Below are 22059 nucleotides of genomic sequence, written 5' to 3'. Positions count from 1 at the left end.
ATTGAGAAGTAGAATTTACTCAGAGAACACCTCCAAATAAAGGGATAAATGACCTGCAAGCTCAGTCCAAGCGCGCCCCGACTCATTCTCTTTGCCGGCCATGCGGGCACCGGTAAAACCACTTTAGCTAAAAAAGCACTACCCCTCATTGTTGGGAAGACTGGGGAAAGCTTTTGCTTTTTAGATAAAGATACGGTGTATGGCGCCTATAGTGCCCATGTCATGGAGCTCACCACCAAAAACCCCAATGATCGAGATAGTCCTTTTTATCTTCAGAACTTAAGGGATTCGGAATATGCAGGACTTATTGCTATCGCCAAAGAAAATCTACAACTCGGAGTGAATGTCATCCTGGTGGGGCCCTTTTCTAGTGAAATCCAAAGTGGTCGGATGTTCGAGCCCGAAGAGCTTGGTGTACCCAGCGTATCGAGCATCAGAATTGCCTGGATTGATTTAGACGAGAGTGAAGCTAAAAGGCGCATGGAACGACGCGCAGATCCGAGAGATGAATACAAACTACATCATTGGGATGAATACACCAAGCGAAGAGTAGATCCACCAGAGCATGCTGCAATACAGCGCTTTGATAATTTACATTTTGATGAAACTCGGTTTGAGAAATTAATCGATCACTTGATTAATTGAATGCTTACTTGGATAGATAATCGAGTGCGACCGCTTCCGCTACCTTGATACCATCAACTCCTGCCGATAAGATTCCACCAGCATAACCAGCACCCTCACCTGCAGGGTAAAGACCTTTGATATTTAAACTCTGAAGATTGGCGCCTCGAGTAATACGCAATGGCGAGGATGTACGCGTTTCGATACCAGTCAGTACCGCATCCTTCATCGAGAAACCTTTGATCTGTTTCTCAAAAGCAGGAATCGCCTCTCGAATTGCTTCAATCGCATAAGGAGGTAAAGCGTCGGCGAGATCCGTCAGATGCACGCCCGGTTTATAAGATGGGATGACGGAACCAAATTCTGTAGAGGCTTTACCTGCCAAGAAGTCACCAACTAATTGACCAGGAGCTTCATAGGTAGATCCGCCTAAGTCATAAGCCTTAGACTCTAGGGCTCTCTGAAAATCGATGCCTGCTAAAGGGCCGCCAGGGTAGTCATCCGGGGTAATGCCAACAACGATGCCTGCATTGGCATTGCGCTCGTTACGCGAATACTGACTCATGCCATTGGTGACAACCCGATTGGGTTCAGAAGTAGCTGCCACCACTGTACCGCCAGGGCACATGCAGAAGCTATAGACAGCACGGCCATTCTTGGCATGGTGAACCAATTTGTAATCAGCTGAGCCAATCAGCTCGTTACCAGCATGTGGGCCTAAGCGTGCTTTATTAATTAAGGATTGGGGATGCTCAATACGAAAGCCCACAGAAAACGGTTTGGCTTCCATATAAACACCTGCCGCATGAAGAGCCTCAAAGGTATCGCGAGCGCTATGTCCTAAAGCAAGCACTACATGATTGGTGGGCAGATCAGGATATCCCTCAATTTTGACGCCTTTAATCTGATCATCCTGAATATCAAAGCCAATCACTTTTTGTGAGAAACGAATCTCCCCACCAAGCTCAATAATTTCTTGGCGCATTCTTTCAACCACGCCTACCAATCGAAAGGTTCCGATATGCGGCTTAGCTACATAATGAATTTCTTCGGGGGCGCCCGCTTTGATGAATTCAGCAATAACTTTGCGACCGTAAAACTTCGGGTCTTTAATTTGACTCCAGAGTTTGCCATCGGAAAACGTCCCTGCTCCACCCTCACCAAATTGCACATTAGATTCTGGATTGAGGACATTCTTGCGCCACAGGCCCCAAGTGTCTTGGGTGCGTTCACGTACAGGTTTGCCGCGTTCTAATACGATTGGCTTAAAACCCATCTGCGCTAACACCAAGGCGGCAAAAATTCCACAAGGGCCAAATCCAATGACAACAGGTCGCTCAAAACTTGCACTCTTCACCTGTGAAGCGTTGGCCACAAAGTGATAACTCATATCCGGTGATGGTCGAATATGAATGTCATTCGAGAACTGCTTTAGTAATTTTTCCTCATTCTTGACCGATAGGTCCACGGTATAAATAAAGGCTAGAGCGACGTTTTTTCTGGCGTCATAGCTGCGCTTAAAAATATCAAACCGAATCAAGTCTTGAGCCTGGATATTTAAGCGCCGCAAGATCGCCTCTTCTAATGCCTCGGGGGCATGGCTGATAGGAAGGCGAAGTTCGGTAATACGGATCATGGGTCTCTACGATATACAGTAAATTGGGGTATTTTTCCAAATAATACTGGGATAGGGCGAATGGCTGCGTTAAAAGGCGATAATGCACTATGGCTCTACGCGCAACTATCCACAAAGCCGACCTTCACGTCGCAGATTCCGACCGCCATTATTACGGCAGTCACTCACTCACTATTGCCAAGCATCCCTCTGAAACCGAAGAGCGGATGATGATACGCATCATTGCATTTGCCCTACAAGCACAAGAGGAGTTAGCCTTTACTAAAGGCCTGAGCGATACCGATGAGCCCGACCTCTGGATAAAAGATCTCACGGATGCGATTAAGCTTTGGATTGAGATAGGACAGCCTGACGAAAGACGCATTCTGAAAGCCTGCGGTCGATCCGATCAAGTCATCGCTTACTGCTATGGCGGACACACCAGCAAAATTTGGTGGGATGGTATTGCCAATAAATTGACGCGCGCCCGCAATCTTCAAGTGATCTCCATTCCCGCAGAGCAGGCTAAAGAACTCAATAAGCTAGTCGAGCGGAGTATGGTTCTGCATGTGAATATTCAAGATGGGGAAGCATACGTTTCTTCAGATATGGGACAAGTCACTATCACCCCAGAAATCTGGCGCAATCAACAGCAATGAAGCCGGTAGTTTTAGACACCAATATCTTGCTAGATATTTTTGTCTTTAATGACGAAAGAGCCCTTCATTTAAAGAAAGCGCTTTTTGATAAAACAACACACTTCGTAGCTAGCCAGAAAACAATTGCAGAGTTTGCTGATGTGATCTCGCGCCCCCTCTTTAAGCTAGATGAAGAAGCTCAAGTAGCTATTCTGGCTCAATGGCAATCTATTGCAGAGCAACAGGATGATTCGAATTTAGCTCCCGCACCCTGGAAATGCCAGGATCTGGATGATCAGATCTTCCTAGATCTAGCCTATCAACTTAGGCCCGTAGTACTGATTAGCAAAGATAATGCAGTGCTTCAAATCGCCAGCAGAGCGGCCTCAGAAGACATTCTCATAACCAGTGATTACAACGCCTTTAGGCTACAGAACTAAAGCGCAAGCCTTTAGCTGATTCAGCAGCAATCTCAAAGGACTTGAGGCGAGCTTGATGGTCATAAATTTGACCCGTGATGATGATTTCATTTGCGCCGGTCTGATCAAGCCAATACTGCATCTCTTTTCTTACGGTCTGTAAGGATCCGACCGCAGAACAGCGCAAAGCATGAGCGGCAGTCATTGTTTCATGCGGCTCACAATAGTCATCTATGTTTTCTATTGGGGGTGGTAACTGCCCGCGGGTATTGCGGCGCATACGAATAACGTTTTGTTGCAAAGTAGTAAATAGATGAGCAGCCTCTTCATCGGTATCGGCAGCGACTACATTCATCAGAAATGCGCAATAAGGTTTGGCCAGCTTATCCGATGGCTTAAACAGTTCGCGATAGGTGGACATCGCATCCAATAATTGCTCGGGTGCAAAATGCGAAGCAAAGGCATAAGGTAGGCCAAAGTGAGCTGCTAGTTGTGCGCCATACAAGCTAGAGCCTAATATCCAAATCGGCACCTCAGTATCCATACCCGGAATAGCCCTCACAAGCTGCCCCTCCTGAAGGGGGCCGAAGTAATGTTGCAACTCGCGCACATCCTGTGGAAAGCGGTCATCGCTTCCAAGTAAATCGCGTCTCAATGCTCTAGCTGTCATTTGATCAGACCCTGGCGCACGCCCCAAGCCGAGTTCAATCCTGCCGGGATAAATAGATGCCAAAGTGCCAAATTGTTCTGCGATGACCAAGGGGGCATGATTTGGCAACATCACACCACCCGACCCAACGAGAATAGTTTTTGTACCGCCAGCAATATAGCCGACCAAGACTGCAGTGGCAGAGCTGGCATTACCTGTCATGTTGTGGTGCTCGGCCACCCAATAACGGGTATAGCCCAAAGCCTCTGCATGCTGGGCAACATCCAGAGAGTTCCGCAAGGCATCTGCAGCAGTAAATCCCTCGGGGATCGGAGATATATCTAGAATGGAGTATGGGACAGCATTTGTCATTCCTAGATCATACCGAGAAAGTATTTTTAAACATGAGTAAACCAAAAATGGCAGATGCCGATGACGGCCTCTTTAAGCCGGGTAGCAAGCTAAGACACATTAAGACGGGTGGCTTTTATAAGGTGGTCTTACTTGCCAATGTTGAAGCGAATCTAGAGCCGGCCTATGTCTATGAATCCCTTCAGTCGCACGATTTTTGGATCAGACCAAAAACGGAGATGGAAGATGGTCGGTTTGAATTGATCGACGCTTAAGAGAAGGACAAGGGAACTGATATGACCGAAGATCGCATCACCAATCTTGAAATTAAGCTTAGCTTTACTGAAGACTTAATTGATCAACTCAATCAAACGATCTACAAGCAGCAGCAGCAAATTGAATTTCTGTATCGTGAGCTCAAATCCATCAAGGAGCAAGCTAGCAGCGGGGATAGCGCAGGTAACAACAGCCCAAAAGATGAAATCCCTCCGCATTATTAAAGCCCTTGATTTATTGTTGATTAGGTTATATCATTTTTGACATATATCAATATTGATATAATTTATGGATGACCACATGGACCGTACATACCCTTAACACCACAGTTAACGATGAGCTAGAGGCCCTGCCAGTAGATATTAGAAGTAAGTTTGTCAGAGTCTCTGGATTGCTTGAGCAGTTTGGCCCCCAAAATGTTGGCATGCCTCACATCGGGTCTTTGGGTGATAAATTCTGGGAAATACGAGTCTCTGGTCAGGATGGAATTGCAAGAGGAATTTATATTTACTCCAGTGGGAAAAAAATAATCGTTCTACATGTATTTATTAAGAAGACTCAGAAAACTCCACCAGCAGCTTTGCAGATGGCGACAAGAAGAGCTAAACAGGCAAAGTTAATATGACTAAGATCTCAAATTTACATAAAAAGTGGATTAAAAATCCAGATTACAAAGAAGCTTACGACGAATCTCGTGTGGAATTTGAGATTGCAAAGGAAGTTATTGAGGCCCGCATGAAGAGTGGGCTATCCCAAGAGGAGTTAGCCGCACTGATGAGCACTTCCCAATCCGCAATTGCAAGACTTGAGAGTGGGGTTAGCCTCCCCTCCCTAAGAACCTTGACTAAATTGGCGGCCGCCACAAATACGCATATTGAAATCCACTTTAAGCCAATTAAAAATTCAAAGCAAAAATTAGCTGCTTAGGACTACACTAAGACTAACTGCGATCGATATTGATTTCTAAGGCTATTAAAAAGGTTAAATATCATGGGTAACTTAGTGCCGTTTTTAGTCCAATGGGGCTTAACTTCCCTATCTCTTTGGGTTGCCAGCTATCTATTTAGCGGCTTACGCTTTGCAGATAGCGGCTCACTCTTGATTGCCGCCCTACTGCTGGGGTTTGCAAACGCGGTAGTGAAGCCTTTATTAATTCTCTTCACGCTGCCACTAACCGTCCTCACGATGGGATTATTTCTACTGGTAGTGAATGCATTGGTTCTCATGCTGGTGTCTTCAGTAGTGAGTGGCTTTACGATTTCCAGCTTCTGGACCGCATTCTTTGCCAGCATCTTTATTTCTTTATTCAGCCTCTTTATCAGCGGAATACTGTTTTAAATTTACTCCGCCCCGGGGTAGATATCAGACCAGGGGTGGAGTGCATCGCGGCACGGGTGACTCTTTGAAGTTATTGATCTGGCATTCTCAGCCAAAATGCTTGCACCGCCCGTCAAAAAACCAAGTCCAATTGAAACGGTGCTATTAACCACCCCCGCTTGATTAATGCCTGCCTTAGGATTTGTCAGTGTCCCACCCATCTTGACCATTCCAGTTAAATCCAAGCCCGTTGTGAGCCCTGATTTCTCTTTGGGATCAATGGTAAGGTTAATAGCCTCCGTTTTCAGATTAATAGAGCCGGCTAAGGCCGCATCCAACTTATCCGTTTCAATCCCAACTGACTTAGCTATATTGATCTGGCCATTATTAATTGGTAAATAAGCAACTGCACATTCCAAAACTGTCTCAGTTGTTTTTTTACGTAATGGATTCATCGAATCCAAAAGCGTCACTACGAAATCACCAGCATCATTTAAAAAATTGGTGCCCATACGAGCCTGCTTAATGCTCAACTGAATCTTGCCATTTGAATTTGATGCCATTTGATGCAAGCTACTTCCGGATGTCTTGACATCAAATGCCATCTTCATACTACCCCCACTCACCTTGGAGCCTGGGTCAAGCCTAGCTAGTAAGCTTTCCAGTGTGAAATCCTTCGTCACCCCCTTAGCCGTGAGTGCGGGACTTGAAGTATCCAGGTCTGAGAGCTTAATCTGTAAATCAGCACTTCCCTTACCCATCTCAAACCTCAGGCTTGGAATATCAATCGCACTGCCATTCAATTGCAAGGTAGCTTGAAGATTTTCAATGGACTTGCGTTTTGGCAAATTCAATTCACCAATATTTATTATGATTTCTCCCTTGGCTTGGGGTAGCGCATCAAAGGGAATGCTCTCATTGCTAAATAAGTACTTAGGCTGCGGCTTTTGAGATTGATGCATGACTGCTGCCGATTTGGCACCGCTGATAGCACGCGGAGGATGATTGGGGGATGCACTAAAGACGGGCCAGTCAAATGCTTTTGAGTTCAATGTCAAATTGATTGTAGGTGGAGTGTTCTGATTCTTACTTACCTCACCTTTCATCATCATAGACTTGCCATTCATAGTGAGATTCAGGTCAATTGGAAATTGAGTCGAGGAAGCATTCCACTCTTTGAATAATTTAGAGAGTGAGTCCATTTTTCCGCTGAGTTCGAGAGCTTGCTCTTGAGCCTTCATGCTGACCGATACGACCGTTTTATCGCCGCTATCTACCAACGATAAACGCCCAATTTGATAACTCGATATAGCATTTGAAGGGTCTTGATACTGAATGTGAGCATCCGCAATCAAAACACTCTCCATGGAAATGAAGTCTTCACCAACAGATGAGGTTTCCGTATTGTTTTTAGAACCGGAAGGCTCCCTGGAGGCATCTCCACTGAAATCCCAATTAGCTTTACCAGCCCCATTTTTTTGAAGAAATAGCTCCAGACCAGCAAGCTTCACACTGCCAATTTCAATACGCTTACTCAGCAACGGCAGAGTTTTAATATTTAAATCAATCCGCTTGAGCTTCAGCATGTCAGTATCAGATGCCCAGGATGCATTACTCAGACTTAAACTCTCTGCAGAAACAGAAACCCCCGGAAAAAAACTTAAGCTGACTGGCCCAGTGATTTTGAGATCTCTACCAGTAGCAGTCCTTACAGAGGAAGAGAGTAGTTTGGTCAATTTCACTGGATCTACCGCTGAGGCTGCGTACCATACCCCTATTGCAATCAGGATACTTACACCGCCAAGGGTGCTAATAGTGATTTTGGCTAATTTACTCATTCTTCATTGATTCTAAATTACCTACCGGCCTTAGACTAGGATTGATTTTTTTATTACTAACTTTGATTGCATAAGGGGCTTAAGTAGTGATCGCTTTTTATTGAGGCTTGATATTGAGAGGTAAATCCCCATATTAATATCAGTAAAAGTGGAAAGATCTGAAGTAAGATCGAAGGTGCAATAAGCACATTAACTACCAATAGGAAGGGTAATAGACCATGGCTACAAAGAAGTCTCCAGCAAAAAAGAAAGTAGCTACTAAGGTGGTAAAAAAAGCCCCTGCAAAGAAAGCCGTTAAAAAAGTTGCTACTAAGAAAGTGGTAGCAAAAAAGGCCGTAAAGAAGGTAGTGAAAAAACCAGTAGTCAAAAAGCCTGTCGCCAAAAAAGCGATTGCTAAAAAACCAGTTGCTAAGAAAATGGCTAAAAAGGTAGTGGCGAAGAAGCCGGCTGCTAAAAAGCCAGCTCCAAAGAAAGCTACTAAGAAATCCCCTAAAGCAGCTGCGCCCAAGAAACTTAAAGTCGATCAGTACGGACTCGAGGAAGATGATGAGTTCTACGGCTTGTACTTTGCCAAATCAACCAACAAGGGTTTAGTTGAAGTAAAACCCTGCACCTTCTCGCTAATGTATTGGTGGAAAGGCTTGCTTGGCTACCCTGACATGATTGAAATCTCTAAAGATAGCGATACTGCAATGTTGCAGTTTGAGTCTACCTTTGGGGGTGGTGATTCTGGTGAGACAGAGTTGACAGAAAAAGATGTGTTTGATGTTGACCATATTATTGAAATCGACGAACAAGAGCAGTTAGTCTCCCTCTACTCTTACGTTCCTATTCCTGTCCCAGAAAAGCTAATTGGTGCATTAGGCCTCTCTATTTTGAATATCAATCCAGAAACCCGTTACGGTAGCCTTGAGATTTGCTCTACTGATAACGAAGAAGGTGCGAATGAGCACTTCCTACGCTATCGTGCAGCTACTTATTTACGTGGCGTGAAATCTGGCAAGGTTGAAGCTATCGAAAGCATGGTCACCAACGGTTCAGAGTTCTTTGGATTGGCTTTAGATGCCATGTGCGTTAATAAATCGATTAAGAAATGGTTGCTGAGCTAGGCAGTTATTGCTTAATAGGTATTACACACAAATATGTAGGTCATAGGAAAGCGGTCGTTCACTGTTTTACGAGTTTCGACAATAGTGGCGCTTCGCTTTCCTAGTTTTTTACACTCCTCTGCTGCGGCCGCTTGAGCCTCAGTATCTATAGCGGATTTAGGGGCATGAACTCCAACCGTTCCATCAGACTGTCGATAGACTCCAAACTCGCTTGGCGGTGTTGCGCAAGCTAACATGGTTATTGAGACCGCAAGTACCAAAGCACCCGAAATAATTTTCATATTGAAATCCAGATCTTTTACAGAATGGATTCATTCTAGCTATCTTTAGGCTCTAATAAATAAATTTCACTTATACCCAACCCGATCAAGCAAACGCTGAGCAGCGATTTGGTTCTTACCAATTGCCGCAATAGAGATATTTTCTGCTTTGAATGGCCCCAACATTTTGAGGCCTTCATTTTCAATTTTGACTGACTTCACTACAGGCCACTCGTTATTGCCGTTAGCAAAATACTCTTGCGCAGAATCACTTGCCAAGTATTCAAGAAATTGTTTCGCAGCCTGTGGATGTGGCGCACTTTTAGCAACCCCGCCTCCCGCAATATTGATGTGCGCGCCAGTGGTCTGCTGATTTGGCCAGATAAATCCAATTTTAGAAACAATAGCCTGGTCTTCCGGCTTTGTTGAGCGTAAAAGCCTTACCAAGTAGTAAGAGTTTGTTAAAGCTACACCGCATTCACCTGAGGCTACCGCCTTGATTTGATCGGTATCGCCACCTCTTGGAGAGCGAGCCATATTAGCCACCATGCCCTTGGACCACTCCTCAGTAGCGGCCTCGCCACGACGTTCAATCATGGCGCCAATTAATGACAACATATAAGGATGGGCACCTGAGCGCGTACACACCTTACCCTTATTCATAGGTTCAGCTAGCTTCTCATAAGTGTCAACGTCTTGTGGATTCACTTTTGCTTTGTTGTAGACCACAAGACGTGCTCTGGTTGAAAAACCAAACCAAGTTGATCCCTCTGGCTCAGACTGAGAACGTAAGTTTGCAGGAATACGACTCTCTAAATATTTTGACTGTATCGGCTTAAAGAAGCCATCAATTTGAGCGCGCCACAGTCGAGCTGCATCCACCATCAAAATCACATCTGCTGGACTATTAGCACCCTCACTTTTTAATCTCTCCGCTAAAGCATTGTCATCAGCCTCAATCCGGTTGATTTTGATGCCTGTCTTTTTGGTGAAGTCACTGTAAAGCGCCTCATCAGTTTGATAGTGACGGGCTGAGTAGAGATTGAGTTCTTTCGCTTCCTTTACATCCTGTGCTTGCAAGGGCAAAGCCAAAAATGCGCTCAATAACAATGCAGAGTTGCCTAAGAATTTTCTTATTAGTGAGTTTGTCATGGCTGTATTTGCGATCAGAATTAGATAAAATCTAATGTATCACAAATACGAATGATTATCAATTATGATTTGGAAATAACCCTTGAAAGTAGCAATACTGGAAAAAGTCCAACCAAAACAATGGTTAAGGAAGGCAAAGCTAATTCAGCGAGACGCTCATCTGCGGCTAACTGATAGGTTGCAACAGCCAAGGTATCAAAGTTAAATGGGCGCAATAAGAGCGTTGCTGGTAATTCTTTCATGACGTCGACAAAGACAAAGAGGCCTGCAGTAATCAGGCTGCGCTTAAGTAGGGGCACATGAACCCGCTTCAAAATCTGCATCCTAGAAAGTCCCAAGAGCGCCGCTGAAGCATCCATAGAGGGTGTGATACGAGCCAGGCCCGCTTCTACACTCTGCAAACTAGAAGAAAGAAAGCGGACTAAGTATGCATAGATCACCACTAATATGCTGGCAGACATCCACCAAGCAAGCTGAAAGATCTCTAGAAAAGAAAGGATGCCAATGGCCAAGACCGCACCAGGTAAAGCATAACCAAAGCCTAGCAATCGATTAACCCAACTTAAACGTGCATTCATGCGTACGGAGTAAGCAAAGAACACGGCTAAGGCTACCGAGATGAGCGCCGTCAGAATCGAAACTAATAGAGAATTACTCAGCCAATCTAGATATCGAACATCGATCGTGAGGCCTTGCTTGAAGAGTAATTGCAAGAGCGCAAATGCAGGTATCAAAAATCCGCACAAGAGGGTAGTGCCACAGAATGCAAATGCAAAAAAAGCTTTCTTGCCTTCCAGAGACTTCGCGAGTGGCTTACTCCGAGCTGCAGAGGCATAACGTAATTTTGAGCGACTACTTTGCTCGATAGAGAAAATAAGTAAGACAAAACTTAAGAGACCTAAGGCAAGCTGCACTGCCGCTATTCGGTCTCCAAATGAGAGCCAAGCCTTAAAGATACCGGTTGCAAAAGTCTGCACACCAAAGTAAGAGACGGCACCAAAATCAGCCAGCACTTCCATTAGCGCAAGGGCCATGCCCGCAAAAATGGCTGGCCTTGCCATGGGCAATACCAATTTCACAAAACCTTGCAGTGGACTGTAGCCCAGCGTTTCTGAAACCTCAATCAATCGACCACTACGCTCTAAGAATGCCGTACGCGTAATGAGATAAACATAAGGAAAGAGGCAGAATGAGAAAGACCAAATAGCCCCACTCAGGGACCTCGGATCCGGAAAGAACCAGAGTGCATCAACTCCTAGTACAGCGCGCAGCGTACTTTGTATCGGACCCGAAAACTGCAAGAGATCAACAAAAAGATAGGCCATGACATAAGTGGGCACTGCCAAAGGCAGAATGAGAGCCCACTCAAATATCTTCTTCCCTGGAAAATCATAGCTCGCAATGATCCACGCATTACCCACCCCGAGAATAAAGACCCCCCCTCCGACACCAAAAATAAGCACTAAGGTCGAGGCAATATAGCCGCCTAGTACAAAGTTCCATAAATGGCTGAGGGTGCCGGTGGCTAATAATTCCTTACCGGGGAATAGGAAAGGTGCTGCCAAGCCAAAGAGGGGCAAAAATAACAACAGGGCAAGTGGCACCACAATGCGATTCATGAAATCGGCAATCCGTTTAGACTCTAGCTACGTATTAAACCACTAGCATTAATGTGAAAATTATAGAGATGAACTCTGCTCGCACCCTACTTTCAATTCAAGCAGTGGAAATCGACTATCCTAATCGAGACGGTCAAGGTCGTGTTACTGCGGTTAAAAACCTGAATCTCGATCTTGCTCAAGGTGAGATTGGCTGCTTATTGGGCTCATCTGGCTGCGGAAAATCTACCGTCTTGAGAGCTATTTGTGGGTTTGAGCCCGTTAAAGCAGGGAAGATTCTCCTGCGTGATCAGGTAGTGAGCTCGGCCTCCACTCATCTCCAGCCCAATCAAAGAAAAGTGGGTATGGTCTTTCAGGATTTCGCCCTCTTTCCTCATCTCAATGTTTTAGAGAATATTGCCTTTGGCTTACAGCACTTAGCAGGTAATGAAAGATCTGTAGTGGCCATGGAGTGGCTTAAGCGGGTGTCCCTATCGGATAAATCTGATGCATATCCCCATGAGCTCAGTGGCGGCCAACAACAGCGTGTGGCACTAGCTAGAGCAATGGCACCAGAACCAGATTTAATTTTGCTTGATGAACCCTTCTCTAGTTTAGATATTGAGCTGAGAGAGCGTCTTGCAGGCGAGATGCGAGAAATCCTCAAAGCAAACAATATTACCGCCCTACTGGTAACTCACGATCAATTTGAAGCCTTTGCCATTGCCGATAAGGTCGGCGTTATGACGGATGGCAATGTACTGCAGTGGGATACCCCTTACGAGCTGTATCACAAGCCAGCCAATCGCTATATTGCCGATTTTATTGGTCGCGGAGTGTTTCTGAAGGGCGTGGTCCAAGCCAACAACAAAGTCAAAATTGAATTAGGTGATCTCGACCTAGAAGAAGATCGCAGCGCGGAAGTTGGAAAAGAAATCGATGTACTCTTGCGCGCTGATGATATTGTGCATGATGACCACAGCACCTTGTTAGCAGAGGTTGTACGTAAGACCTTTAGAGGGGCTGACTTCTTGTACACCCTCAAGCTCGCTTCAGGTGTTGAAATTTTTGCCTTTGTACCCAGCCACCATGATCATGCGATTGGTGAAAAGATTGGCATACACCTGGTGGCTGATCACGTTGTTACCTTTAGCTAGTGAGTGGCTTTCATCTAGAAAAGCACCCTCATTTCACGCTCAGCAGAAAGCACTCTTTTCAGATACATTTGAGTTTGACGCTGTAAGATCTTTTCTGGAAATTAAACGTGCTACCAAATATAGAGTTAGAGCGCCTAAACGGCAATAAAGAACCCATTACTAACTATGCGGGCAAAGTGCTATTAGTAGTTAATGTAGCTAGCCAGTGCGGCTTTACTTCTCAATACAAAGAGCTACAAGGTCTATATGATGAATTTCATAGCCAGGGCTTAGAAATCCTTGCTTTTCCATGCAACCAATTTGGCGGCCAAGAGCCAGGTACGCCTCAACAGATCGAAGCGTTTTGCAGCACCCGGTTTGGGGTCACCTTCCCTGTTTTTCAAAAAACGGATGTTAATGGTTCCAATACCCACCCCCTGTTTGAATATCTCAAAACAGCTGCTCCAGGTTTGCTTGGGACCGAAGCCATCAAGTGGAATTTCACAAAATTTCTAGTAAATCGTAATGGGCTTCCAGTAAAACGATTTGCGTCAGCTAGCTCACCCGCGAGCATCAGCGCGGATATTAAAAAACTACTTTAAATTAATAAAGAATATTGATACATGAACGATGGCATCCCACTCTCAGAAGTAATACGAAAACGCATCAAAGCTAAAAAAGCGCGATTCCATGCAAATGACAATATTTCTGCATTTATTCAGCCTGGGGAACTCGATGCCTTGGTAGAGGAGGTGGCGGTCAAAATGCAATCTGTCCTTGAAAGCCTGGTGATTGATACAAAAAGTGATCACAACACTCAAAATACAAGTAAGCGTGTCGCTAAAATGTTTGTTAATGAAGTGTTTAATGGCCGCTACGTAGAGCAACCATCGCTAACAAAATTTCCTAATGTCAGCCATCTCAATGAGCTGATGATTATTGGCCCCATTACCGTCAGAAGCGCTTGCTCTCATCATCTATGTCCGATTATGGGCAAAGTGTGGATTGGGATACTGCCGGATAAGCACTCCGCCCTGATTGGCCTCTCGAAATACTCTCGCCTCACTGAGTGGGTAATGTGTCGTCCACAGATTCAGGAAGAAGCGGTTGTAGAGCTCGCCGACATGATTGAGAAAAAGGTCAAGCCCACTGGTGTTGCGATTGTGATGGAAGCTGATCATTTTTGTATGCAGTGGCGTGGCGTTAAGGATCCAGACTCTAAGATGATCAACAGCGTGATGCGGGGATCTTTCTTAAAAGATCCCAATTTACGTCGTGAGTTTTTATCACTAATTGCGCGCAATTAAGACAGTCAAAGAGAGGATCAAATGACATCAACAGCCTGCATCGAATTAAAAGATCTCCGATTGAATACCCAGATTGGGACTTATGCGCCAGGGTCCACAATCCCTGATCAGCATCTACTGAATCTGACTTTATGGATCAACCCTAAATTGATTTTGATTTCAGAAGATCTCATGAATCGAGTGTTCGACTACGATCCCCTCGTCCTTGAAATCGATCTATTGGCTGCTGATGGCCATTATGAGACTCAAGAAAGATTGGTTACTAGGATAGTTGAGGCATGTGCTCACTATTCAGAAATTGAGTCTCTAGAAATTAGCCTTAGGAAAACGCCTGTGCGCGAGAACTCTGGAGTACTGGGGATAAAGCTATATGTTGATCAAAGCAGTCTAACTAGCATGAGAACAACGTTGGCTTAGGTGCTTAAGCTTCTTCCTCAAGAGCGTCAACGAGATGGTCGTACTTTAGAAAATTTTCACGATGTCTTCTGTAGTACAAAAGGCCTTCATTCAGGCTGGCTACAGTGGCGCCCCGCTCGCGCATTTTGTCCCAAAGATTCCAATCCTCCTGCGGATGAATGCCATCGGCATATCTTTCCTTGTAACCCACTTGCTGACCTAGAGAGGTTCGATACATCATCGAACCATGGTGCTTTCCTTCGCGATCCCAGTAGAGGTCCCCTTGGTGAGACCTAGTCTCGCCAGGAACACGATCATGAATCTCTTCTTTTAACTCACCAGTAACCACAATGTCGTAAGTAACAATATCTGCATGAGCATTGGATAGCAGCTCAATTGCATCTGATCTGAGCCAATTATCAGCACCAATGAAAAGAACGTATTCCGTATTGACCCTCATGAGTAAATCATGAAAATTGTCCACAGTACCTAAATTTTGTGGCCTGAGAATATATTCAATATCGGGATATAAATCGGGTAAGTGCGTGCAATCATGCGCCCCATCATCGACAAATAGAATTCTGGCGGGGGCTTGTGTTTGAGATAGCAAGGACTCAATGCAGTGCGCTGCAAGATGGCCGTACTTATAAGAGGCGATAACGACTGTAATCATATTGCTGGGCATTAGAACACGAAAGTGTGATGTCTGAATGAAGCCTCGCTTTAAACCCCCTACAATAGAACTATGTTGATGCAAATCGCCAATCTTCTCCTCCAAGTCCTCGTGAGCATTGTTGCGGGAGCATGTCTCCTGAGATGCTATCTCCAGTGGCTCGCCTTTAATCTGGGCTCTGGCCAAAGTAGAACCATCGGCGCATATGTGCTTCCACTGAGTAATTGGATCGTGATCCCACTTCGCAAGATAGTCCCAAGCGTTGGTCGCTTTGATGTCGCTAGCTTTTTAGCTGCTTACCTACTGGTTGTAGGCAAGACGGCCATCCTCTTGTTACTCTCAGGAGCTACTTTAACGAACATCTCGTGGCTCCTATTGGCCTTAATCGATTTAGTGGATCTGATACTTTCGGGATTAGTTGGCTTGGTTTTTGCAAGCGTCATTCTCTCTTGGGTTAGTGCTGGCTCCCAGATACAGTATTTGGTCTCACTTTTAGTGGAGCCTCTGCTGGCGCCAATCAGAAAAGCAATGCCGAACTTTGGAGCCCTAGATTTATCACCTCTTTTGCTACTGCTTATCCTGCAAGTTTTGCAGATTGTGGTGAGCAATCTGAGGTAACTCATCAAATCTAATGAGCCTCAAGATGCTCCTGAATGACGTTGATAAAGTGATCACCATAACGCTCTAGCTTTGCTTGCCCGACTCCACCAATACGACTGAACTGATCTAAGGTGGTTGGCGCAGACTTAACCATCTCCAGCAAAGTGCTGTCATGAAAAATCACATATGGTGGTACCCCTTGCTCGCGCGCTAGCTCAGTCCGCTTGGTCTTCAGCGCCTCCCACAGTTTTTCATCTGCAATATTACTAAAGGGATGTGTAGAGCCCTTCCTTGCTCCAGACTTCGTAGCCTTGCTCTTGGAATAGCCTGTTTCTTTTCGCAGCCAAACCTCTTGCTCTCCACGTAGCACAGGCAAAGCAATACCATCCACCAACTTTAAGCCACCATGTAATTCAATATCCGCATCTAAATATCCACCAGCCACCAATTGCCGATAGATGCTATTCCACTGAGCCTGATTGAGCTCTGCACCAATACCAAATGTACTTACTTGCTCATGAAAATACTGTTTCACCCTGGGAGTTACTTTACCCAACAGCACATCAATTAAATGGGTCACACCAAAGCGTTGGCCTGTGCGATACACGCATGACAGTGCTTTTTGCACCTCCTGTGTGGCATTCCAAGTCGCTACTGGCTCTAGACAGTTATCACAGTGACCACAACTACCAGCATGTACCTCTCCAAAGTAGCGCAAGATCGTTTGATGGCGGCAAGTCGTAGATTCGCAATAGCCCAGCAAAGCGTTGAGCTTTTGGCGCTCTACTCTTTTGCGATCTTCAGAAGCTTCGCCAGAATCTACCATTTGCCGTAAGCTCACCACATCTCCAAACCCATAGGCCATCCAAGCATTGGCAGGCAAGCCATCGCGCCCTGCCCGTCCAGTTTCTTGGTAATAGCCTTCCATACTTTTGGGTAGATCTAGATGAGCCACAAAGCGGACGTTGGGTTTATCAATGCCCATACCAAAAGCTACGGTTGCAACCATGATGACGCCTTCTTCACGCAAGAAGCGTTTTTGATTGGCGCTGCGTGTCTCCACACTTAGACCTGCGTGATACGGCATGGCATCCCACCCGCGGTCTTGCAACCATTGCGCAGTCTCTTCTACACTGCGACGCGATAGGCAATAAATGATTCCAGAATCATCGGCATGTTCAGCATCTAAAAAATGTTCTAACTGTTGCTTAGCACTCTGCTTTTGTAGCACTCGATACTTAATATTAGGACGATCAAAGCTAGAGACAAACTGCTCAGCAGATTCCAGCGAAAGACGTTCAACAATTTCTGCGCGGGTTGGTGCATCTGCGGTCGCTGTTAATGCGATACGAGGCACTTTCGGAAATCGCTCGTGCAGAACAGTTAACTGGCGATATTCTGGGCGGAAATCATGGCCCCATTGAGAAACGCAGTGCGCTTCATCAATCGCAAATAATGCAATGCCAGGTCCCGCATGAAGTCGATCCAATATGGATAGAAAGCCTGGGTTCATTAAGCGTTCTGGTGCTACATAGATCAAATCAAGCTCTCCGGCCAGTAATTGACTGGTCACCTGTTGGGATGTTGCCGCATCTAGACTGGAGTTTAGAAAAGAAGCCTTAACACCTAGCTGGGTTAAGGCATCGACTTGATCTTGCATCAACGCGATTAAGGGTGAAACTACCACTCCTACACCGCGGCGCACCAAGGAGGGAATCTGATAGCACAGCGACTTACCTGCGCCAGTGGGCATGAGGACCAAAGCATCACCACCAGAAACTACATGCTCAACAATAGAAGCCTGAGCACCACGAAATTGATCAAAGCCAAAAACATCATGAAGTACTTGCTGACTCGATTGCAACCGTAATGCTCCTTTGAAATAAAAAGCCCCACGTCATGGCGGGGCTTGATGAATATCTTTTCTATATTTACAAATATAGAATCTGGCTGGCGGAGAGGGTGTCTAAAAATTCACCCTCCGCGCAAGTCTACCACTACCCTATAAACCCATGTAATACATGGCCTACAAGGTAACCCTACTCCAATCTAACCCATTCAACTTCACTAAAATCTACGTTTAACTGGTGGGTAGACTGGTGGGTAGACTGGTGGGTAGGTTGAGTTCTAAGCGAGATAATAAACAGATAACTGCAGGCTCTCGAAAGCCATCTTTCACTGCACGTGGAATTATCTCAGTTAATAAGCCTGGCTACCATGCTGACCCTGAAAATAAAGGTCTATACCTTCAGGTTACAAAAACCCCCAACGGCACCGCTCGAAGCTGGATCTTTCGCTTTACTAGCCCAGTCACTCTTAAACGCCGAGAAATGGGTATTGGCCCAATCGAATCTTTTTCACTATCCAACGCTAGATTGAAGGCTTTAGACCTACGTCGGCAGATACTTGATGGAGTCGATCCTCTAGAGCAAAGAATAGCTAGGCGATCTAAAGCATTCGAGGAAAACGTTCACACCATCACTTTTGCAGCAGCTGCGGAAAGATGTATCCAAGCCAAAAAAGTTGAATGGTCAAATGAAAAGCATCAAGATCAATGGACAACTACGATAGCTAAATTCGTCTCACCGTTAATTGGCAAACTAAGAGTTGATCATATTAATACTAGCCACATAGTGAAAGTTCTTGAGCAAGATATTAAGAACAAGAAAGGTGAAATAGAGGGTACCTTTTGGAATGTGCGTACTGAAACAGCTACCAGAGTTCGGCAGCGGATTGAGGTAATACTAGATTGGTGTAAAGCACATCAATACATGCAAGGTGATAATCCTGCGCGTTATCAAGGTGCTCTATCTCACTTATTGCCTAAAGCAAGCAAGATTAAAAAGAGCGTCCATCACCCTGCCTTGCCTTTTAAGCGCATCGGAGAATTTGTTAATGAATTAAGGTGTCACTCTGGATTCTCGGCATATGCACTTGAGTTGCTTATCCTCACCGCAAGCAGAACAAGCGAGGTAATCGAGGCTCAATGGGATGAGTTTGATTTTGAAGCCAAGGTTTGGACGATTCCAGCCGAGCGCATGAAAGCGGGCAAAGAACATCGCGTTCCACTAAATATTAGAGCTATAGAAATCCTCAATCAACTAAAGACAATCAGAGTGAATTCCTATCTCTTTCCCAGCAATATTCACAAAGAACACCCGCTATCTAATATGGCTCTGCTTGCAATGATGAGAAAGATGCCTAAGTATGTAGACTTCGTGCCGCATGGTTTTAGATCTACATTTCGTGACTGGGCTGCCGAGACTACGGAATACTCAAATGAGACGGTTGAATTAGCTTTAGCGCATACGATCAAAAATAAGGCTGAAGCAGCATATAGAAGGCAAGATCAATTAGATAAACGCGCATTTCTAATGGGGGATTGGGTTAACTATATTAATAAGAATATCAAGCAACTCTCTCAAAATGCGGCACATCCACAAATCCCTTGAAATTCCCTCCCCACATATTTTTGGGGCTTAGGCTTTCCCAATAATCACCCACCGTACGGATCAGCTCCTTGTCCCAGATAAGCTTTCCATTCCAAAAGAAGTTCAGATCAATAGCGCAACGTCTTAGGTGATTGCTATTCATAGTCTTTGATCTACCGGTCTTGAAGTAGATTTCTTGTTGCTCTGGTGAGCGCCAAAGCTCACCGCCGGTAATCACCCACCCTTCCGCAGTAGCAAACTGGATTAGTCTGCTGACGTCAATTAGAAAGGCTGCTTGATCTGCTACTAGACTACTTACCTTTGTATTCACCTGGCTTCTTCTTTTTTATTTGAGCCATGCATACGCATCTCAAAGATCTTCTCAACTGATCTACCGCCAAAGTAAGCCAGCATGACTAGCTGACCCCATTCGCCCAAGAGCCTCACATAGGCCTCATTGATATCTATTCCCATGGCTGAGAGCAATGCAAATAACAGGTAGGCCGTAAGGATATAAACCAAGGTTCCCGGACGGATGTTCTTCGATAGTTTGGAATCACTGCCCATATCGGACTGCCAGCGATTAGTGGCATTGTCATGTGAAGCTCGATGCATCTCAGCTAGAAGTTTGGATTCTTCAATCTCGAGCTCTTTTTGTTTGAGCGTATATTGCAATAAGAGCTGCTCTTGCTCGATCTCGAGTTGCTTGAGCTTGATGAGATCTTCCTGACTGGGGTTATCAGGAATGCGCGCCCCAATCTTGTTCTCAATGAATTCTTTGCCTTTGGCTTGGACCGCGCCCGCAAGCAGACCAAGGCCATTGACGGCCAAGGTTTGTACTAGAGAGGTGATGATTGGAAGCATGTCATTAGCTCTTTTCTTGATGCTCGAAGATATGAATAAGTATGGAAGTCCACCGCCCCACTACCGCCTAGGCTTTTAATTGGTGTTGGCAGTGGGGCGCAGTTACGCGCGCCCACACACCATGGTTACTTCAACACCCGCAGCCGCACCCAAATACCTGCTGCTAGCGGTGGCCTTCCCTTCTGCTAGCGTTTCTTGGCTCCTTTGGTTTCTGATGGCTCTTGCGCAAGAGTTCCTTCTGATGCCTTCTCTTGTGCTGGGAGTTGACCTTCTTTCATCAAGCCCTCTACGATCTCCATGAGGCGATCACCATCATCCTCACCAAAGACTTTGGCCACTACTTCATGGCCGTACTTAGCGCATAGGCGGTCATACTCTTGCTCTGGAGTAATCGTTGTTTTTGAAGGACGCTCGAACACCGTGACGTTCTCACGCCCAAAGAGATTTCGAAGGATGTTGGTCTCATATGGCGGCACAAACACATGGATAGTCGTGAATGCATCTCTGCGTACTACCGCTTCCACCTCTTTAATTTGGAAGTCACTATGAATGAGCTCTTTATGATTCATGCCGTTATTCATTTATTCCTCCTCATTGAATTGCCAATACCGCATGGGCATTTGCACGTGAGATAGATAAGGCGCAGCGTAGGTTCACCATGGCGTACATAGCCAAGGTATCGTGCGGACGAATTGGGGCAACGATGTCTAAGTCGTCATCCCTTAGCTTCATAAAGCGAGTGTTGAGGAAATAGCAGCGCTTACTCCACTCCACCGTTCTATTGGCCATGGCATCAAGTTCGTCAAACTGCGGATCCCAGATGATCTCTACACCTTTAAAGGCTAGGCCTGTGTTCACTCCTGCACCCACGCCAGCATCGATGTACTTGGTTTCACCTGATCCTGCGATATGGGTCACTGTCACTTGTTTGCGATAGGTATCAATAAACTTGCCACCCGCAATGATGAAATCAGGGCTACCGCCATGCTTAATACATTGGCGCCAGGCTGTTTCCATTTCGCCCACTAGGTTCCCTGGGGATGTTGAGGCAATATCTTTGACGGCGTAATTACGCCAGTAGCTTGCTTTGGCTCGATCTATACCGCCTACGGTGCCAGCATCAGGGGCTAAGCTCACCAAACTATCTAGACCTACTACCGCATCTGCGCCGTGTGAGCCGTCACGGTGTAGTTCTAGGTCTAACTTATTCAGAAAGCCCTCCCTCAAGACTTCAAGTTGCTCATCCAAGAGGTTGATGAGTTGTACACGCTCGTTGTATTCGAGCTGAAAACCTCGAGCCCCGCCTTCACGCACTTTGATGCCATTGCTAAATAGGCGGTCATAGTCAATATAGAGGCCATCGACTGCTCTACGCCAGGGGAATGAGGCTTGCTCAGTCGTATTGCGTTTATTGAACTTGACCGTCTCCTCGCCAAAGGCCCAGCTAAAGTTACTGCCATGTTCTTTGCGGATATTCTCGACAACGTTCTGCTTTGCGCCCAATAGGCTCTTTCGCCCTTCCATAAGTTTTTTAAGAAAAGGTCTTTCTACCGCAATTTGATCGACTGGTAGGTTGCGCAAGTACTCATCCAAGGAAACCTTAGCTAACTCTTGCAAGTCTGTATTTGAAATTGGCATATGCCACCCCTATCAATATGTTTATCTATTTGTGTCTTGGTTGGCTTCATTCCAATTGATAGAGCGTGAACCTATCCATTGCTACGCTGCTAGTCGCGACTCTAGCTTTAACGCGGTGGCTTGAAGCGCTGATATCAATTATTGGGGTGGGACATATGGGTTTGGGAT

The 22059-nt window shown here is 45.5% G+C and carries 27 protein-coding genes; 15 read left to right on the top strand and 12 right to left on the bottom strand.

The features are described 5' to 3' along the window. Window positions 1-48 precede the first annotated feature (48 nt). Complete coding sequence (locus C2747_RS03135; RefSeq protein ID WP_215332342.1) at window positions 49-645, top strand: P-loop nucleotide/nucleoside kinase family protein; 597 nt, start codon at window positions 49-51, stop codon at window positions 643-645. A 4-nt stretch (window positions 646-649) separates the two neighbouring features. Here the strand turns inward: C2747_RS03135 and C2747_RS03130 are convergent, their stop codons facing one another. Further along, window positions 650-2260, bottom strand: a complete 1611-nt coding sequence (locus tag C2747_RS03130; RefSeq protein WP_215332340.1) for an NAD(P)/FAD-dependent oxidoreductase — start codon at window positions 2258-2260, stop codon at window positions 650-652. Window positions 2261-2349: 89 nt separating this feature from the next. Here C2747_RS03130 and C2747_RS03125 point away from each other — a divergent pair, with 89 nt between their 5' ends. Together C2747_RS03125 and C2747_RS03120 are read left to right on the top strand one after the other, a co-directional pair. Next, window positions 2350-2898, top strand: a complete 549-nt coding sequence (locus C2747_RS03125; protein ID WP_215332338.1) for a YaeQ family protein — start codon at window positions 2350-2352, stop codon at window positions 2896-2898. Next, window positions 2895-3317 carry a putative toxin-antitoxin system toxin component, PIN family gene (locus tag C2747_RS03120; RefSeq protein WP_215332336.1) on the top strand — a complete coding sequence of 141 codons (423 nt, stop codon included), beginning with the start codon at window positions 2895-2897 and terminating at the stop codon, window positions 3315-3317. The genes C2747_RS03125 and C2747_RS03120 overlap by 4 nt, the downstream gene beginning before the upstream one ends. Here C2747_RS03120 and C2747_RS03115 read toward each other — a convergent pair. Beyond that, the gene (locus C2747_RS03115; protein ID WP_215332334.1) at window positions 3301-4317 is read right to left on the bottom strand and encodes an LLM class flavin-dependent oxidoreductase; all 1017 of its coding nucleotides are present in this window, start codon (window positions 4315-4317) and stop codon (window positions 3301-3303) included. The two genes, C2747_RS03120 and C2747_RS03115, sit on opposite strands and share 17 nt — an antisense overlap. Window positions 4318-4349: 32 nt before the next feature. Here C2747_RS03115 and C2747_RS03110 point away from each other — a divergent pair, with 32 nt between their 5' ends. The 5 genes from C2747_RS03110 to C2747_RS03090 all read left to right on the top strand — a co-directional run bounded on the left by C2747_RS03110 (window position 4350) and on the right by C2747_RS03090 (window position 5910). Then, window positions 4350-4571 carry a hypothetical protein gene (locus C2747_RS03110; protein WP_215332332.1) on the top strand — a complete coding sequence of 74 codons (222 nt, stop codon included), beginning with the start codon at window positions 4350-4352 and terminating at the stop codon, window positions 4569-4571. Between the two features lie 21 nt (window positions 4572-4592). After that, window positions 4593-4796, top strand: coding sequence for a SlyX family protein (locus tag C2747_RS03105; RefSeq protein WP_215332330.1), 204 nt, complete (start codon window positions 4593-4595; stop codon window positions 4794-4796). A gap of 68 nt (window positions 4797-4864) precedes the next feature. Then, window positions 4865-5197 carry a type II toxin-antitoxin system RelE/ParE family toxin gene (locus C2747_RS03100; RefSeq protein ID WP_215332328.1) on the top strand — a complete coding sequence of 111 codons (333 nt, stop codon included), beginning with the start codon at window positions 4865-4867 and terminating at the stop codon, window positions 5195-5197. Continuing rightward, the gene (locus C2747_RS03095) at window positions 5194-5499 is read left to right on the top strand and encodes a helix-turn-helix domain-containing protein (protein WP_215306336.1); all 306 of its coding nucleotides are present in this window, start codon (window positions 5194-5196) and stop codon (window positions 5497-5499) included. Before C2747_RS03100 ends, C2747_RS03095 begins: the two co-directional genes overlap by 4 nt. Window positions 5500-5559: 60 nt before the next feature. Further along, window positions 5560-5910 carry a phage holin family protein gene (locus C2747_RS03090; RefSeq protein WP_215333051.1) on the top strand — a complete coding sequence of 117 codons (351 nt, stop codon included), beginning with the start codon at window positions 5560-5562 and terminating at the stop codon, window positions 5908-5910. A 2-nt stretch (window positions 5911-5912) separates the two neighbouring features. On the opposite strand, the gene C2747_RS03085 is transcribed toward C2747_RS03090, so the two are convergent. Beyond that, on the bottom strand, window positions 5913-7727 hold the full coding sequence (locus C2747_RS03085; protein WP_215332326.1) for an AsmA family protein: 1815 nt from the start codon (window positions 7725-7727) through the stop codon (window positions 5913-5915). 218 nt (window positions 7728-7945) lie between these two features. Here C2747_RS03085 and C2747_RS03080 point away from each other — a divergent pair, with 218 nt between their 5' ends. Continuing rightward, window positions 7946-8836, top strand: a complete 891-nt coding sequence (locus tag C2747_RS03080) for a hypothetical protein (RefSeq protein ID WP_215332323.1) — start codon at window positions 7946-7948, stop codon at window positions 8834-8836. A gap of 11 nt (window positions 8837-8847) precedes the next feature. Here C2747_RS03080 and C2747_RS03075 read toward each other — a convergent pair whose 3' ends face one another. From C2747_RS03075 to C2747_RS03065, 3 genes are all read right to left on the bottom strand, one after another. Then, window positions 8848-9117 carry a hypothetical protein gene (locus C2747_RS03075; RefSeq protein WP_215332321.1) on the bottom strand — a complete coding sequence of 90 codons (270 nt, stop codon included), beginning with the start codon at window positions 9115-9117 and terminating at the stop codon, window positions 8848-8850. A gap of 66 nt (window positions 9118-9183) precedes the next feature. Then, window positions 9184-10248, bottom strand: a complete 1065-nt coding sequence (locus C2747_RS03070) for an extracellular solute-binding protein (protein ID WP_215332320.1) — start codon at window positions 10246-10248, stop codon at window positions 9184-9186. Window positions 10249-10310: 62 nt separating this feature from the next. Then, window positions 10311-11867 carry an ABC transporter permease gene (locus C2747_RS03065; RefSeq protein ID WP_215332319.1) on the bottom strand — a complete coding sequence of 519 codons (1557 nt, stop codon included), beginning with the start codon at window positions 11865-11867 and terminating at the stop codon, window positions 10311-10313. 68 nt (window positions 11868-11935) lie between these two features. On the opposite strand from C2747_RS03065, the gene C2747_RS03060 reads away from it, so the two are divergent. From C2747_RS03060 to C2747_RS03045, 4 genes are all read left to right on the top strand, one after another. After that, window positions 11936-13003 carry an ABC transporter ATP-binding protein gene (locus tag C2747_RS03060; protein WP_215332318.1) on the top strand — a complete coding sequence of 356 codons (1068 nt, stop codon included), beginning with the start codon at window positions 11936-11938 and terminating at the stop codon, window positions 13001-13003. Between the two features lie 107 nt (window positions 13004-13110). After that, the gene (locus tag C2747_RS03055; protein WP_215332317.1) at window positions 13111-13584 is read left to right on the top strand and encodes a glutathione peroxidase; all 474 of its coding nucleotides are present in this window, start codon (window positions 13111-13113) and stop codon (window positions 13582-13584) included. A gap of 21 nt (window positions 13585-13605) precedes the next feature. After that, window positions 13606-14289, top strand: a complete 684-nt coding sequence (folE, locus tag C2747_RS03050; RefSeq protein ID WP_215332316.1) for a GTP cyclohydrolase I — start codon at window positions 13606-13608, stop codon at window positions 14287-14289. Window positions 14290-14310: 21 nt separating this feature from the next. Beyond that, window positions 14311-14706 (top strand): dihydroneopterin aldolase, encoded by a 396-nt coding sequence (locus tag C2747_RS03045; RefSeq protein WP_215332315.1) that lies wholly within the window; start codon window positions 14311-14313, stop codon window positions 14704-14706. A gap of 4 nt (window positions 14707-14710) precedes the next feature. Here the strand turns inward: C2747_RS03045 and C2747_RS03040 are convergent, their stop codons facing one another. Further along, window positions 14711-15358, bottom strand: coding sequence for a glycosyltransferase family 2 protein (locus C2747_RS03040; RefSeq protein ID WP_215332314.1), 648 nt, complete (start codon window positions 15356-15358; stop codon window positions 14711-14713). Window positions 15359-15430: 72 nt separating this feature from the next. Here C2747_RS03040 and C2747_RS03035 point away from each other — a divergent pair, with 72 nt between their 5' ends. Further along, window positions 15431-15976: a YggT family protein gene (locus C2747_RS03035; protein ID WP_215332313.1), complete on the top strand. Its 546-nt coding sequence runs from the start codon at window positions 15431-15433 to the stop codon at window positions 15974-15976. Window positions 15977-15986: 10 nt separating this feature from the next. Here C2747_RS03035 and recQ read toward each other — a convergent pair whose 3' ends face one another. Then, entirely contained in the window at window positions 15987-17822 is a 1836-nt protein-coding gene (gene recQ, locus C2747_RS03030; protein ID WP_215332311.1) for a DNA helicase RecQ, read from the bottom strand. Window positions 17823-18078: 256 nt separating this feature from the next. Here recQ and C2747_RS03025 point away from each other — a divergent pair, with 256 nt between their 5' ends. Then, the gene (locus tag C2747_RS03025; protein WP_215332309.1) at window positions 18079-19410 is read left to right on the top strand and encodes a tyrosine-type recombinase/integrase; all 1332 of its coding nucleotides are present in this window, start codon (window positions 18079-18081) and stop codon (window positions 19408-19410) included. Here C2747_RS03025 and C2747_RS03020 read toward each other — a convergent pair. The 4 genes from C2747_RS03020 to C2747_RS03005 form a co-directional block, all read right to left on the bottom strand. Further along, window positions 19367-19720, bottom strand: coding sequence for a M15 family metallopeptidase (locus C2747_RS03020; RefSeq protein ID WP_215332307.1), 354 nt, complete (start codon window positions 19718-19720; stop codon window positions 19367-19369). The two genes, C2747_RS03025 and C2747_RS03020, sit on opposite strands and share 44 nt — an antisense overlap. Beyond that, entirely contained in the window at window positions 19717-20253 is a 537-nt protein-coding gene (locus C2747_RS03015) for a hypothetical protein (protein WP_215332305.1), read from the bottom strand. The genes C2747_RS03020 and C2747_RS03015 overlap by 4 nt, the downstream gene beginning before the upstream one ends. Before the next feature lie 185 nt (window positions 20254-20438). Continuing rightward, window positions 20439-20834 (bottom strand): hypothetical protein, encoded by a 396-nt coding sequence (locus C2747_RS03010; protein ID WP_215332303.1) that lies wholly within the window; start codon window positions 20832-20834, stop codon window positions 20439-20441. A gap of 10 nt (window positions 20835-20844) precedes the next feature. Continuing rightward, complete coding sequence (locus C2747_RS03005) at window positions 20845-21891, bottom strand: phage major capsid protein (protein WP_071461894.1); 1047 nt, start codon at window positions 21889-21891, stop codon at window positions 20845-20847. Window positions 21892-22059: the final 168 nt, after the last annotated feature.

The organism is Polynucleobacter corsicus (assembly GCF_018688255.1).
Taxonomy (GTDB): domain Bacteria; phylum Pseudomonadota; class Gammaproteobacteria; order Burkholderiales; family Burkholderiaceae; genus Polynucleobacter; species Polynucleobacter corsicus.
Note: the sequence above shows the minus strand (reverse complement) of the source record. Positions and strands in the feature narration are given on the sequence as shown.

Coding starts and splice junctions, on each gene's coding strand:
- C2747_RS03135 (WP_215332342.1), top strand. CDS start 49: ATGACCTGCAAGCTCAGTCCAAGCGCGCCCCGACTCATTCTCTTTGCC.
- C2747_RS03130 (WP_215332340.1), bottom strand. CDS start 2,260: ATGATCCGTATTACCGAACTTCGCCTTCCTATCAGCCATGCCCCCGAG.
- C2747_RS03125 (WP_215332338.1), top strand. CDS start 2,350: ATGGCTCTACGCGCAACTATCCACAAAGCCGACCTTCACGTCGCAGAT.
- C2747_RS03120 (WP_215332336.1), top strand. CDS start 2,895: ATGAAGCCGGTAGTTTTAGACACCAATATCTTGCTAGATATTTTTGTC.
- C2747_RS03115 (WP_215332334.1), bottom strand. CDS start 4,317: ATGACAAATGCTGTCCCATACTCCATTCTAGATATATCTCCGATCCCC.
- C2747_RS03110 (WP_215332332.1), top strand. CDS start 4,350: ATGAGTAAACCAAAAATGGCAGATGCCGATGACGGCCTCTTTAAGCCG.
- C2747_RS03105 (WP_215332330.1), top strand. CDS start 4,593: ATGACCGAAGATCGCATCACCAATCTTGAAATTAAGCTTAGCTTTACT.
- C2747_RS03100 (WP_215332328.1), top strand. CDS start 4,865: ATGACCACATGGACCGTACATACCCTTAACACCACAGTTAACGATGAG.
- C2747_RS03095 (WP_215306336.1), top strand. CDS start 5,194: ATGACTAAGATCTCAAATTTACATAAAAAGTGGATTAAAAATCCAGAT.
- C2747_RS03085 (WP_215332326.1), bottom strand. CDS start 7,727: ATGAGTAAATTAGCCAAAATCACTATTAGCACCCTTGGCGGTGTAAGT.
- C2747_RS03080 (WP_215332323.1), top strand. CDS start 7,946: ATGGCTACAAAGAAGTCTCCAGCAAAAAAGAAAGTAGCTACTAAGGTG.
- C2747_RS03075 (WP_215332321.1), bottom strand. CDS start 9,117: ATGAAAATTATTTCGGGTGCTTTGGTACTTGCGGTCTCAATAACCATG.
- C2747_RS03070 (WP_215332320.1), bottom strand. CDS start 10,248: ATGACAAACTCACTAATAAGAAAATTCTTAGGCAACTCTGCATTGTTA.
- C2747_RS03065 (WP_215332319.1), bottom strand. CDS start 11,867: ATGAATCGCATTGTGGTGCCACTTGCCCTGTTGTTATTTTTGCCCCTC.
- C2747_RS03060 (WP_215332318.1), top strand. CDS start 11,936: ATGAACTCTGCTCGCACCCTACTTTCAATTCAAGCAGTGGAAATCGAC.
- folE (WP_215332316.1), top strand. CDS start 13,606: ATGAACGATGGCATCCCACTCTCAGAAGTAATACGAAAACGCATCAAA.
- C2747_RS03045 (WP_215332315.1), top strand. CDS start 14,311: ATGACATCAACAGCCTGCATCGAATTAAAAGATCTCCGATTGAATACC.
- C2747_RS03040 (WP_215332314.1), bottom strand. CDS start 15,358: ATGATTACAGTCGTTATCGCCTCTTATAAGTACGGCCATCTTGCAGCG.
- C2747_RS03035 (WP_215332313.1), top strand. CDS start 15,431: ATGTTGATGCAAATCGCCAATCTTCTCCTCCAAGTCCTCGTGAGCATT.
- C2747_RS03015 (WP_215332305.1), bottom strand. CDS start 20,253: ATGCTTCCAATCATCACCTCTCTAGTACAAACCTTGGCCGTCAATGGC.
- C2747_RS03010 (WP_215332303.1), bottom strand. CDS start 20,834: ATGAATAACGGCATGAATCATAAAGAGCTCATTCATAGTGACTTCCAA.
- C2747_RS03005 (WP_071461894.1), bottom strand. CDS start 21,891: ATGCCAATTTCAAATACAGACTTGCAAGAGTTAGCTAAGGTTTCCTTG.